At 63.4% G+C, this 12,238-nt stretch carries 10 protein-coding genes and 1 other RNA gene; 8 read left to right on the top strand and 3 right to left on the bottom strand.

Features of this window, described 5'->3' with window-relative positions:
* Nucleotides 1-22: 22 nt before the first annotated feature.
* Complete coding sequence (dgoD, locus tag GEV02_RS18740; protein ID WP_070269220.1) at nt 23-1,171, bottom strand: galactonate dehydratase; 1,149 nt, start codon at nt 1,169-1,171, stop codon at nt 23-25.
* A gap of 221 nt (nt 1,172-1,392) precedes the next feature.
* On the opposite strand from dgoD, the gene GEV02_RS18735 reads away from it, so the two are divergent.
* From GEV02_RS18735 to GEV02_RS18700, 8 genes are all read left to right on the top strand, one after another.
* Nucleotides 1,393-2,319: an SMP-30/gluconolactonase/LRE family protein gene (locus GEV02_RS18735; protein WP_152839398.1), complete on the top strand. Its 927-nt coding sequence runs from the start codon at nt 1,393-1,395 to the stop codon at nt 2,317-2,319.
* A gap of 48 nt (nt 2,320-2,367) precedes the next feature.
* On the top strand, nt 2,368-3,330 hold the full coding sequence (locus GEV02_RS18730; RefSeq protein ID WP_152839397.1) for a LysR substrate-binding domain-containing protein: 963 nt from the start codon (nt 2,368-2,370) through the stop codon (nt 3,328-3,330).
* Between the two features lie 143 nt (nt 3,331-3,473).
* Nucleotides 3,474-6,062, top strand: a complete 2,589-nt coding sequence (locus GEV02_RS18725; protein ID WP_152839396.1) for a TonB-dependent receptor — start codon at nt 3,474-3,476, stop codon at nt 6,060-6,062.
* Nucleotides 6,063-6,135: 73 nt separating this feature from the next.
* Nucleotides 6,136-8,985: a beta-galactosidase GalA gene (galA, locus tag GEV02_RS18720; RefSeq protein ID WP_152839395.1), complete on the top strand. Its 2,850-nt coding sequence runs from the start codon at nt 6,136-6,138 to the stop codon at nt 8,983-8,985.
* Nucleotides 8,960-9,343, top strand: a complete 384-nt coding sequence (locus tag GEV02_RS33700; protein WP_328595851.1) for a hypothetical protein — start codon at nt 8,960-8,962, stop codon at nt 9,341-9,343. The genes galA and GEV02_RS33700 overlap by 26 nt, the downstream gene beginning before the upstream one ends.
* Nucleotides 9,340-9,651: a cell division protein ZapA gene (locus GEV02_RS18710; protein ID WP_152839394.1), complete on the top strand. Its 312-nt coding sequence runs from the start codon at nt 9,340-9,342 to the stop codon at nt 9,649-9,651. The genes GEV02_RS33700 and GEV02_RS18710 overlap by 4 nt, the downstream gene beginning before the upstream one ends.
* Nucleotides 9,652-9,697: 46 nt before the next feature.
* Nucleotides 9,698-9,878, top strand: a non-coding RNA gene (ssrS, locus tag GEV02_RS18705) — 6S RNA.
* Between the two features lie 79 nt (nt 9,879-9,957).
* A complete protein-coding gene (locus tag GEV02_RS18700; RefSeq protein WP_152806232.1) occupies nt 9,958-10,419 on the top strand; it encodes an EVE domain-containing protein in 462 nt (153 codons plus the stop codon).
* On the opposite strand, the gene lgt is transcribed toward GEV02_RS18700, so the two are convergent.
* Both lgt and GEV02_RS18690 read right to left on the bottom strand, forming a co-directional pair.
* Nucleotides 10,416-11,267, bottom strand: a complete 852-nt coding sequence (gene lgt, locus GEV02_RS18695; RefSeq protein ID WP_152839393.1) for a prolipoprotein diacylglyceryl transferase — start codon at nt 11,265-11,267, stop codon at nt 10,416-10,418. The genes GEV02_RS18700 and lgt overlap by 4 nt on opposite strands.
* Nucleotides 11,261-12,157, bottom strand: coding sequence for a LysR family transcriptional regulator (locus tag GEV02_RS18690; protein ID WP_152839392.1), 897 nt, complete (start codon nt 12,155-12,157; stop codon nt 11,261-11,263). Before GEV02_RS18690 ends, lgt begins: the two co-directional genes overlap by 7 nt.
* Between the last annotated feature and the right edge of the window lie 81 nt (nt 12,158-12,238).

Below are 12,238 nucleotides of genomic sequence, written 5' to 3'. Positions count from 1 at the left end.
TCTCCAGTATTTTTCTTTTTTTTTACCACTCAGCGACGCTGCCATCCGCGTGACGCCACACCGGGTTGCGCCAGTCCGGCGCGTTGCGGCTTGCCTCGATCACGCGCGCTTCATCGATTTCCACGCCCAGGCCAGGCTTGGACAGCGGTTTCATATAGCCGTCGGTGATGCGGAAGTCTTCCTTGTTGAGGACATAGTCCAGCAATTCGCCGCCACGATTGTAGTGGATGCCCATGCTCTGCTCCTGAAGCACGGCGTTGTACGACACGAAGTCCACTTGCAGGCAGGCCGCCAGCGCGACAGGGCCGAGCGGGCAATGCGGCGCCAGCGCGATGTCGTAGGCCTCGGCCATCGAGGCGATCTTCAGGCATTCGGTGATGCCGCCGGCATGCGACAGGTCCGGCTGTACGATGGACAGGCCGCCGGCGTGGAACACGTTCTTGAATTCGAAGCGCGAGTACATGCGTTCGCCGGCCGCCAGCGGTATCGACGTGGTCTCGGCCAGGCGCGGATAGTACTCGGCCTGCTCGGCCAGCACCGGCTCTTCGACGAACAGCGGTCGATACGGCTCCAGCTCGCGCAACAGCACCTTGGCCATCGGCGCGGCCACGCGGCCGTGGAAGTCCAGGCCGAACTCGATGCTGTTGCCGAAGGCGGCGCGGATTTCGGCGACGCGTTCGACCGCCTTGTCGACGGCGGCGGCGGTGTCCAGCATGCCCAGTTCCTCGGTGCCGTTCATCTTGAAGGTGTCGAAGCCGCCTTCGCGCAGGGTGCGGATGTGGTCAATGATGTCGGAAGGGCGGTCGCCGCCCACCCAGCTGTACATCTTCATGCGGTCGCGTACCAGGCCGCCCAGCAGCTCGTAGACTGGCTTGCCCATCACCTTGCCCTTGATGTCCCACAGCGCCTGGTCGATGCCGGCGATGGCGCTCATCAGGATGGCGCCGCCGCGATAGAAACCGGCGCGGTACATGGTTTGCCACAGGTCGTTGATGCGGGCCGGATCCTGGCCGATCAGGTAGGGCTCCATTTCCTGTACCGCCGTCTCCACGGTGCGTGCGCGGCCTTCGATGACCGGTTCGCCCCAACCGACAACGCCTTCATCGGTTTCGATCTTCAGCAGCATCCAGCGCGGAGGTACACGGTAGGTGGTCAGTTTGATGATTTTCATAGGTGTGGGAAGTAAGTTCGGGAACAGTGCCCAGTCTAAGCCCGGCTGCTAGACTGGAAATATGATAAATTCGCAAGGAGCCATATCAATATCGGATAGCTGACCCGGCCCGACGCAGGTATTCGATATCGGCATGGCAGGCGCCGAATTATTCATATCTCCGGGGTGCGCGGCGGGCTTAGACTGGCGCGGTCACGTCACCCACCCGGAGTTCCCGCAGCATGAGTCCACACAGTACGGCCGTCGCGCCCATGCCCGGCATCCTGTTGATCCGCGCCGGCCTGGCCGGCAACGCGTTGCGCTGGGACGCGCGCGCGGCCTGCTGGCGATGGCCGGACCCGCAAGGCGGCCAGCTGTATGCGTGGTCTGGTGGCGAAGAGGTGCCGGCGGGTGTGCGCCTGCTGGAGAGCGCCGGCGTGATCGCCTGCTGCCGCTCCGGACGCATGCTGCTTGCCCTGGGCAAGCGCCTCGGCATGGTGGAGCTGCCCGAGCCCGGACAGCCCGCCCGCCCGCTCCAGGCGCAGGTGCTGGCGACCATCGACGCCGCCGAAGCGCGCACCGTCATCAGCGACGGCTGCACCGACCGCGATGGCTATTTTGTCTTCGGCACCGCCAACACCGGCGCCGACCGGCGGCCCATCGGCAGCTTCTATCAGTATTCGACACGCCATGGATTGCGGCGCCTGGCCTTGCCGGCGGTGGTCGCGGCTTCCAGCATCGCGTTCAGCGTCGACGGCACGCGCATGTATTTCGCCGATGCGGCAAAGGGCGCCATCATGCAATGCACTTACGACGCGGAGCGCGCCAAGACCGGCGACGTTCGCGAGTACGCGCAGGCGGCGGAGCGGGGCGCGGCCATGGTCGACAGCGACGATATGCTGTGGAGCGTGCAGGGCGGCTCACTGGTGCAGCACGACGCCGGCGGCCATGTGTACAGGCAGGTCGTGCTGGCGCGCGAGGCGGTGGCCGGCGTGGCTTTCGGTGGCGCCGATTTGACGCAGTTGCTGCTGCTGGGCGCGCGCGGCGGCCTGTATCGCCTGCCGCCCGGCCAGGCCGGGGAACTGGCGCCAGGCGTGGCCGATACGCCGTTCGACGACACGCCCGGGGCAGGCGTCGCCGTTTCCCAACGTATGAGATACGATGATTGACGCTGCCACAGCCCGCCCTTATGATGGGCGATCCAGAAAATCGCCCCTATGACCGATTCAAGCTCCGACCGTTTCGTCCGCTCCCACCTGAAAACCCGCCATCTGGTCCTGCTGGTCGAACTGGGCCGCCACGGCTCCATCGCCCATGCGGCGCAAGCCGCCAATCTGACACAGCCCGGCGCGTCCAAATTATTGGGCGAGCTGGAACATGCGCTTGGCGTGCAACTGTTCGAGCGCCTGTCGCGCGGCGTCGCCCCGACCTGGTATGGCAAGGTGCTGATACGCCGCGCCGGCGCGGCGCTGGCGGAGATGGATGCGGCGCACCAGGAGGTGATGGAGCTGCTGTCCGGCCTGCGCGGACGCGTGGGCATCGGCACGGTGCTGGCGCCGGCCACGGGCCTGGTGCCCAAGGCGATCAACTTGTTGAAGTCGCGGCACTCGCGGGTGCATGTCTCGGTCAGCATGTCGACCAGCAAAGCGCTGGTGGAACGGTTGCGCGGCGGCGAACTGGATCTGGTCGTGGGACGCATCCTCGACACCGAAGCCGCCGATGAACTCAATTTCGAACCGCTGACCGACGAGCCGCATCTGCTGATCGCGCGCGCCGACCATCCGCTGGCCGGCCGCACCGATCTGCAGCTTGAGGACTTGATGGAGCAGTGCTGGATACTGCCGCCGGCCGGCAGCATACTGCGCGACCGCCTGACCGCGCTGTTCCTCTCGCATGGCCTGGAGCAGCCTGCGGAAACCGTCGAGACCCTCGATTTGCCTGTGGTTGCAAGCCTGCTGACAAGCAGCGACATGATCGTGGCATTGCCGTCGGACGCCGTGCAGCCGTATCTGGAGGCCGGCCTGATGACGGTGCTGCCGTTCGATCTGGGCGTCAGCATGGATTCCTTCGGCATTGTGACGCGCAAGCGACACCAGCTCTCGCCCGGCGCCGATGCGATGCTGCTCGCGCTGCGCGACGCCGCAGCCGGCATCTACCCTCACTACCGCAGGCCCGCATAAGCCTGCGTATCGCCGAGATATACGATCTTGGTATCCCCCGCACGCAATATGCTATTGGAAGTGCGTCCTCCGTTTCGCTAGCATCCAGTTATTCGTCCAAGCCGTAAATCAGAGACGAAACCAAAACAACACTGGAGATGCAAATGAAGCACAAGAAAATGAGCTGGCTCATCGCCACGCTTTTCACCTCCCCATTGCTGGTCCAACAAGCGCTTGCCCAGGAAGCGGCTGGCGATATCCAGCAGGTGAACGTCACCGGCATCCGCGCCTCGGTACGCAACGCATTGGCGGCCAAGGAAGCTTCGAACAGCATCGTGGAAGTCGTTTCGTCGGAAGACATCGGCAAGCTGCCTGACACCACCATCGCCGAATCGCTGGCGCGGTTGCCGGGCATGTCGTCCGGCCTGGATCGCGGCAACGCCAGCCAGATCGTCGCGCGCGGCATGGGGCCACGCTTCATCGGCGCCACGCTGAACGGCCGCGAGCTCGCTTCGTCGGAGCCCAACCGCGCTGTGCGTTTCGAGCAGTTCCCATCGGAGTCGCTGAGCGGCGCCACCATCTACAAGACGCAGAACGCTGAGCTGGCGGAAGGCGGCATCGCCACCACCATCGACCTGCAAACCGTCTCGCCGCTGAAGTATTCGGGCCGCCAGGTTTCGCTGAAGGCGGATGCGTTGTACTACGCGCTGGCCAAGGATATCGGCGGCGCCGACAAGACCGCACCGCGCGTCGGTGGCGTCTACATCGACCAGTTCAACAACAAGACGCTGGGCGTGGCGCTGGCCTTCAGCTACCAGGACCAGCCCTCGCTGCAAAAGAACGTGCGTCATTGGGGCTTCAACGAAGACCACTCGGCGGATCTGAACGGCGACGGCAAAGTAGACAAGACGCCGTGGGGCTTCCAGGACGAAGTCAAACGCGGCAAGGACAAGCGTACCAGCCTGCTGGGCAAGGTCGAATGGAAGCCGACCAAGGATGCGCTGATCACCGCCGACAGTTACTACGCCAAGGCCGCGATCCGTGAGCCGGGCCTGCAACACTGGACCGGCGACCTGGGTAACTGGGACGGCTACGAGTCGGGCAACTTCAGCAACCTCGATATCCGCAACGGCTATGTCGCCGGCGGCTCGCTGAAAAACGTTGGCGTGGTCACCAACGACTACCTGTGGATACAGGACACCAGCGTTGCCGCCAGCGGCATCAACGGCAAGTTCAATGTCGGCGACTGGAAGGTGGAAAGCGATCTGTCCACGTCCCACGCGATGCGCAGCAGCCAGTGGCGCGATGTGCGCCAATATTCGAATAACCCCACGACGATCACCTGGGACTTCACCGGCAACGAGAACCAGAGCTACAACTTCGGCATGGATACCGGCAATCCTGCCAACTTCGGCGCTGCGACCCTGTACGTCGATACCGACGGCCACGTGAAGGACTTACTGAACGCAGTTAGCCTGAGCGCGGCGCGTCCGATCGAGGGAGGCATCATCAGCCGCCTGAAGGTGGGCGTGCGCGCCACCGATCGCGAGAAGAGCTATCGCCAGACGACCTGGCAGTTCGATTCCAAGACGATTCCCGCCTCGGCTTACGAGACCGTCAACGTCAGCGGCTTCCCTTCGTACATCGCGCTGAAGGACTTCGGCGCTTCGACCTCCGCAGCCTTCGGCCCGGATGCCTTCAACCCGAACGGCCGCCCGCAGACGCAGAACGACCTGCTGTCCGGCTGGAAGGTCACGGAGCGCAGCACCTCGGCCTTCGTGCAGGGTGACCTGGACGGCGCGGCGTTTGGCAAGACCTATCGCGGCAACGTTGGCGTGCGTCTTGTGCATACCACGCAGACCGGCTACGGCATGCAATCGCTGAACAACGCGGCGCCGACGGCGGTGGAAGGCGGAACTTCCTACAACGAGATCCTGCCTAGCCTGAATCTGATCTTCAACATGGACGAAGCGCAGGAACGCCAGGTACGTTTCAGCGTGGCGCGCGCCATGTCGCGCGCGCCGCTGGACGAGATGCGCGCTTCGCGCAACCTGAGCGTGGTGTCGGATAGCACCCAGCCAACCAGCGGCAGCGCCGGCAATCCCGAACTGAAGCCGATGATGGCCAACCAGGTCGACCTGGCTTACCAGTGGTACTTCGATAAAGGCTCGCTGCTGTCGGTCGGTGCGTTCTACAAGAAGGTGTCGCGCTACATCGCCATCACCAGCGACACCACCACTGTCAACGGCCGTCCCGCAACGCTCACCCGTTCGGTCAACGGCGACGGCGGCGACATCCGCGGCGTGGAGCTGGTATACCAGCAGGCCTTCACCTCGCTGCCTGCGCCGTTTGATGGCTTGGGCATCGCCAGCAACTACGCCTACACCACCAGTAACATCCGCGAGAAAACGCCGAGCGTGAATCCTTATCCGATCGAAGGTCTGATGAAGAGCAACGGTGGCGTGACGCTGTGGTACGAGAAGGCCGGCTACGAGGCGCGCATCTCGGCCAACTACCACAGTGCTTTCGTGCGCAATCCAACCTGGGGCGCCGGCCAGTTGATCGAGAACGAAGCCGAAACCTATGTGACGCTGAACCTGGCCAAGCAACTGACGCCGAATATCCAGCTACGCTTCGGTATCGACAACCTGACCAACCAGAAGGCCGTCTATACCAGCTCGAACATCCCTGTGCAGCAGGAAGTGACCGAGTTTGGCCGCCGTTTCAACCTGGGTCTGTCGTTCAAGCTGTAATCTGTTTTTATCGTGGTCTTGGCGGAGCGGTGCGTGATGGCGCTGCTCCGTTTTTTTATTCAGGAGGCGCGGATTGAAATCGTACACATTCAACTGGCGGCGGCTGTGGTCCGTCATCCTTCTGCTGTCGGCTTGCGTGGCCGCGCAGGGCGCAACGCCGGGCCGTGAGCGGTTGTCGCTGGATCGCGGCTGGCTGTTCCATCTGGGCGATATCGTCCAGCCGCCGATCAAGGGGCATGGCGAATCCTACGGCAACGCCAAGGCCGGCAATGCCGCCGGTGCGGCCGGTACGGAGTTCGACGATTCCGACTGGCGCCACCTGGACCTGCCGCACGACTGGGCGGTCGAAGGTCCGTTCGATCCCAGCGCGAATGTGTCGCAGGGCTATCGTCCACGCGGCATCGGCTGGTACCGGCGCTATCTGCGCGTGGACGCCGCCGATCGTGGCCGCCATTTCGAGTTGCAGTTCGACGCCATCGCCACCCACGCCACCGTTTGGGTGAACGGCAATGTGGTCAACCGCAACTGGTCCGGCTACAACGCCAGCTATATCGACATCACGCCCTACCTGCGCTACGGCGACGCGATGAACACCATCGCCATCCGTGCCGATGCAGAGGCCATGGAAGGCTGGTGGTACGAGGGCGCGGGCATGTATCGCCATGCGTGGCTGGTCAAGCGCGATCCGGTGCATGTGGCGACGGACGGCGTGCATGCCACGCCCGTGCCGCCTTCTGGCAAGGGTAAACAGTGGACGATGCCGGTCGAAGTCACTCTCAATAACAGCGGCAGGCAGGCCAGCGGCGTGACGGTTGAAGTGACGCTGTTCGACCCGGCCGGCAAGCAGGTGCTGCGCCGGAGCGCCACTGCGCGTGTGGCCGCGCTGGGCGCGAGCACGGTGCAGGTTCCGCTTGCCGTCAGCGCCCCGGTACTATGGTCGCTGGAGAAAACCAATCTGTATCGCGTGACGACGCGTGTTCTACAGGATGGCAAGGCTCTGGACGAGGTATCGCTGCATACCGGCTTCCGCACCATCCGCTTCGACGCGGCGCAGGGCTTCTTCCTCAATGGCGTGCATGTGAAGCTGCAAGGCGTGTGCATCCACCAGGACCATGCGGGCGTCGGCGTGGCCGTGCCGGACTCGGTGTGGGAGTATCGCCTGCGGCGCTTGAAGGAGCTGGGCGTGAACGCGATCCGCTTCTCGCACAATGCTCCGGCGGCCGAAGTGCTGGATCTGGTGGACCGCATGGGCTTTGTCGTCATGGACGAGAACCGCAACTTCAATCCGTCGCCGGATTATCTGAAGCAGCTGGAGTGGATGGTCAAGCGCGACCGCCATCATCCGGGCGTGATCCTGTGGTCGGTGTTCAATGAAGAACCGGAGCAGGCCACGGAAGTAGGCTATGAAATGGTGCGCCGCATGTCGGCCGCCGTGAAGGCGCTGGACGACACGCGGCCGGTGACGGCGGCGATGAACGGAGGCTTCCTGACGGAGCTGAACGTGTCGCACGCGGTGGACGTGGTGGGCTCCAACTACCAGGTTCCGGATTATGACCGCTATCACAAGGCTAATCCTAACAAGCCGTTCACCAGCTCCGAAGACACGTCGGCCTACATGACACGCGGCGAGTTCAAGACTGTGCGCGAGAAGAACCTGATCGCCAGCTACGACGACGATGCGGCAGAGTGGGGCAATACCCATCGCGACGCATGGCAGGCGATCGCCACGCGGCCTTATGTGGCGGGCGGCTTTGTCTGGACTGGTTTCGACTATCGCGGCGAGCCTACGCCCAATGAATGGCCGTCTGTCAGCTCGGTATTCGGCATCATGGATCTGAACGGCTTCCCGAAGAATGCCTACTACATCCACCAGGTGCAGTGGATCAAGGACCGTCCGCTGATCCACATCGCGCCGCACTGGAACTGGAGCGGCAGCGAGGGCAAGGAGATTCGCGTGATGGTGATGGCCAACGTGGAGCGCGTGCAGCTGCTGCTGAACGGCCGCCTGCTGGGTGAGCAGAAGGTAGACCAGTACCGCATGAATAACTTCAACGTCGCCTACGCGCCCGGCAAGCTGGAGGCGATCGGCTACAACGGCAGCAAGGAGGTCGCACGCACGGCGGTGGAAACCACCGGCGCCGCAGTCGCGCTGGAGCTGGTGCCCGACCGCTCGCAACTGGCCGGCGATGGCCGCGATGCGATGCCGATCACGGTGCGCGCGTTGGATGCGCAAGGCCGCGCTGTGCCGCTGGCCGATGCGCAGGTGACGTTTGCGGTGACGGGCGGCGGCCGCTCCATCGGTCACGGCAACGGCGATCCGAATTCGCACGAGGACGAGAAGGGCGCGACGCGCCGCCTGTTCAATGGCCTGGCCCAGCTGATCGTGCAGAGCTGCTACGACAGCGCGGAGGCCATCAGCATCACCGCCACCGCAGCGGGACTGGCGCCTGCGCGCATTGATATTCCGGTGCGGTCGGTTCCTGCACAGCCCTACGTGGAATCGGCCGAAGCGCCGTTGACGCTGGTGCGCAGCTGGCGCATCGCGCCGGACAGCGCCCAGCGTCCCGACCCCAATCAGCAACTGGCCAGCTTCGACATGAACACCTGGGGCTGGGGTTCGCCGCCGATGATCGCGCCGGCCGCCGCGAAGTACCATCTGTATCGCGCCAGCTTCACGCCGCGCAAGAACCTGGCCGATGGCAGCGGTGTGATACGTTTCGCCAGCGTGCGTGGCAAGGCGGAGGTCTGGTTGAACGGACAGTTGATCGGCAGGAAGGAAAGCTACTCGCCGGCAGCGTTCGAGTTGCCGCTGCCGGCCGGTGCCGGGCCACGTGAGATCAATGTCGTCATCGAAGCGGAGGATGGAAAAACCAGCGGCATCGAAGGCCATGTGAGTATTGCGCCACGCTTGCTGGCAAAATAGCAATTTCCGTCGACGCGTTGACGGCAAGGAAATAAATCACGCGCTTGCCCGGCAAAAATGCGGGCAAGCGTGCGATTCTGTTGACGGCGTAACGCGCGCTGCCTATAGTGGCGGGATGATTTCAGAATTCCAAGACCTATCCGATAAAATCGACCAGTTGGCCGAGATGACCCAGGCCCTGCGCCGGGAAAATGCCCAACTGCGCCAGGCGAATTCCGCTCTGGTGATCGAGAACATGAGCTATCAGCGCAAGCTGAGTGAAGCGGCCGGCCGGGTGGAAGCCTTGCTGGAGAAAATCCCTGCGCTGGACGGCGACGCCGAACAGGAAGAACAGCCCGAAAACGAGGATGCACGATGATACAGCTGGACGTTACCATCATGGGTTCGACGTATCGACTGGTCGTCAAGGAAGGCGAGGAGCGCGCGCTGCGCGAGGCCGCGACCTTCCTGGACAAGAAGATGACCGCGATCCGTGATGCCGGCAAGGTCAAGGGCAACGACCGCATCGCCGTGATGGCTGCGCTGGGCATGGCGGCGGAGTTCCTGTCGGTGAAATCGCCGGTGGGGCCGCTGTCGGACATGTCTATACTGGAAGTGCAGACCAAGATCAGCGCCATGCACAAAGTACTCGACAGCGCACTGACGCCGCAAGAAACTCTGTTTTAATTCGCTAAACTCCTTCCTTTGCGGCGGACAAAAGAGTAAACTTCGTTTCACCCTGCGGTGTTCGCGATTGCCATATATTCCTTGAACCATTTATGTGCACCGGTTGCGGAATTTTGTTCGATGGGCGTGAGCGTCGCTAGTCCGATGAACCCGAAATTGAACTAACTGTGACCACCTTGAACCGTTTGGTTCGGGATGCCGGCAAAGACGGCACAGGCGGGGCCTTATCATATAAAGAAGCGGTTGCAAGCATGTGAGTGCGCAGCCGCTTTTTTTCGTCTGGACGTTTTTATTGGGAGCTGCCCCATGCAATACTGGTTGATGAAATCCGAGCCCGATGAAGTCAGCATCGACGATGTGATGGCTTCGCCCGATCAGACCACGCCGTGGTTCGGCGTGCGCAACTACCAGGCCCGCAACTTCATGCGCGATGGTATGCAGGATGGCGACGGCGTCTTGTTCTATCACTCCAGCTGTCCCGAACCCGGCATCGCCGGGCTGGCGAAAGTGGTGGGCGGACCGTATCCCGACGCCACGCAGTTCGACAAGGACAGCAAGTACTACGACCCCAAGGCCACGCAGGAACAGCCGCGCTGGATCTCGGTCGATGTGCGCGGCACGCAGAAAACGCGGCTGCTGCCGCTGGCGGAGATGCGCACCATACCGGCGCTGGAGGACATGGTGGTGCTGCAAAAAGGCAGCCGTCTGTCGATCACGCCGGTGACGGCGGCGCAGTGGGCCGCCATCGTCAAGCTGCTGAAGAATTAGCGCGAGATCGGCGCGCGGCCTTTCTGTTTGACGGTGTAGGCCCACGCCAGCATCGCCAGCGCGCCTGCGACCATCGGCAGCGACAGCACCTGGCCCGAGGTGATCGGCATGCCGAGCACGGTGGTTTCCCAATCCGGCGTGCGGAAGTATTCGGTGAAGAAGCGCGCGCAGCCATACAGCAGCGTGTACGTCGCGCCGACCGCCAGGCGTGGACGCTCCTTGCGCGCATACAGCCACAGGATCGCGAACACCAGCAGGCCATCGATCAGCAACTGATAGATAGGCGACGGATGGCGCAAGCCTTGCAGGAACACGGGATTCGGCCACAGCGGATAGTTCGTGTCGGGCCACAGCATCGCCCAAGGCAGCGTTTGATCGCCGGCCACGCGGCCCGGCAGTTCGGCGTTGATGAAGTTACCCAGGCGTCCGGCGGCGTAACCCAGCGGCACCAGCGGCGCGATGAAGTCGTACACGTCCAGCAGATTGCGGCCGCTCTTGCGCGCCCACACGGCCATCGCGATCAGCACGCCGAGGAAGCCGCCGTGGAAGGACATGCCTCCATGCCAGACCTTGAAAATCTCGATCGGATTGGCGAAGAAGTAGCCGGGACGGTAGAACAGCACCTCGCCCATGCGGCCGCCGATCACCACGCCCAGCATGCCGTAGAAGAGCATGTCGTCCAAGTCTTCCTTCTTCCAGCCCTGCGCGGCGATGTGCGGCTGCTTGATGCGCACGCGGCCCAGCGCGATGAACATGGCGAAGGCGAGGACGTACATCAAACCGTACCAGTGGATCGCCACCGGCCCCAGTTGCAGGGCGATTGGATCGGGCATCGGGTGTATCAGCATAGGGTGTTCTTCCTTAATAATTCCAAAAAGCCGCGCAGTACCGGCGAGGCATTGTCGCGCCGCCAGGCCAGGCCGGTTTCGACCAGCGGCGTGGCGTCGCGCAGCGCCCGGTATTCTACCCCGGGCCGCATCAGGTTGGACACGGACTGCGGCACCAGCGCCATCCCCATGCCCGCCGATACCAGGCTGACGATGGTCTGCATCTGGATCGCCTGCTGGCCTATCTCCGGCGTGATGCCGGCCTCGCGGAATACGGACAGGATGGCGTCGTACAGCGCCGGCGAGATCGCGCGCGGGAAGATAATCAGCGGTAGCTTCGGCAGGGAAGCCAATGCCAGCCTGCCTTTCTTCTTCACCAGGCCGGCCGGCAGCGCCACCATCAGCGGCTCGCTCAGCACCGGCAGGTAGTCCAGTTCCAGCTTGGCCTTGTCCGGTAGCGGCGGGATCAGCAGGCCGGCGTCGATGCGGTTGTGCAGCAGGTCGTCCAGTTGCAGGTCGGATGTGGCTTCCTGCAGCGTGATCTGCACCTGCGGCCAGGCGGCGCGGTAGGCGCGCAGGAAGGGCGGCAGCACGCTGTAGTCGGCCGAGGAGACGAAGGCCAGTGTCAGCCGTCCGACTTCGCCGGTGGCGGCGCGCTGCACCAGCTGCGGCAGTTCCAGGGACTGCGCCAGCATGCGGCGCGCTTCCGGCAGCAGGGCGGCGCCGGCCGGCGTCAGCGCCACGCCGCGCCGGTTGCGCTCGAACAGCGCTGCGCCCAGCAGCTCTTCCAGCGCCTGTATCGTCTGCGACAGCGGCGGCTGCGTCATATGCAGGCGCAGCGCCGCCTTGCCGAAGTGGAGCTCCTCGGCGACGGTGACGAAATAGCGCAATTGCCGCAGTTCCAGATTCATATTGTTTACTATTGAAATTTGTCTCAGTGATATTTTATACGACTCACAGAGTCGAAAATACTATATTTGACACCGGGACAG

The organism is Rugamonas aquatica (assembly GCF_009380215.1).
In the GTDB taxonomy this organism is placed as follows: Bacteria; Pseudomonadota; Gammaproteobacteria; order Burkholderiales; family Burkholderiaceae_D; genus Rugamonas; species Rugamonas aquatica_B.
The sequence above is the reverse complement of the archived record's forward strand: the minus strand, read 5'-3'. Positions and strand labels throughout refer to the sequence as shown.

Bases quoted from the DNA above. Each gene is read 5' to 3' on its own strand.
- lgt (WP_152839393.1), bottom strand. From the start codon at position 11,267: ATGCTGATACACCCGATGCCCGATCCAATCGCCCTGCAACTGGGGCCG.
- GEV02_RS18710 (WP_152839394.1), top strand. From the start codon at position 9,340: ATGATACAGCTGGACGTTACCATCATGGGTTCGACGTATCGACTGGTC.
- GEV02_RS18690 (WP_152839392.1), bottom strand. From the start codon at position 12,157: ATGAATCTGGAACTGCGGCAATTGCGCTATTTCGTCACCGTCGCCGAG.
- GEV02_RS18730 (WP_152839397.1), top strand. From the start codon at position 2,368: ATGACCGATTCAAGCTCCGACCGTTTCGTCCGCTCCCACCTGAAAACC.
- GEV02_RS18725 (WP_152839396.1), top strand. From the start codon at position 3,474: ATGAAGCACAAGAAAATGAGCTGGCTCATCGCCACGCTTTTCACCTCC.
- GEV02_RS18700 (WP_152806232.1), top strand. From the start codon at position 9,958: ATGCAATACTGGTTGATGAAATCCGAGCCCGATGAAGTCAGCATCGAC.
- GEV02_RS18735 (WP_152839398.1), top strand. From the start codon at position 1,393: ATGAGTCCACACAGTACGGCCGTCGCGCCCATGCCCGGCATCCTGTTG.
- dgoD (WP_070269220.1), bottom strand. From the start codon at position 1,171: ATGAAAATCATCAAACTGACCACCTACCGTGTACCTCCGCGCTGGATG.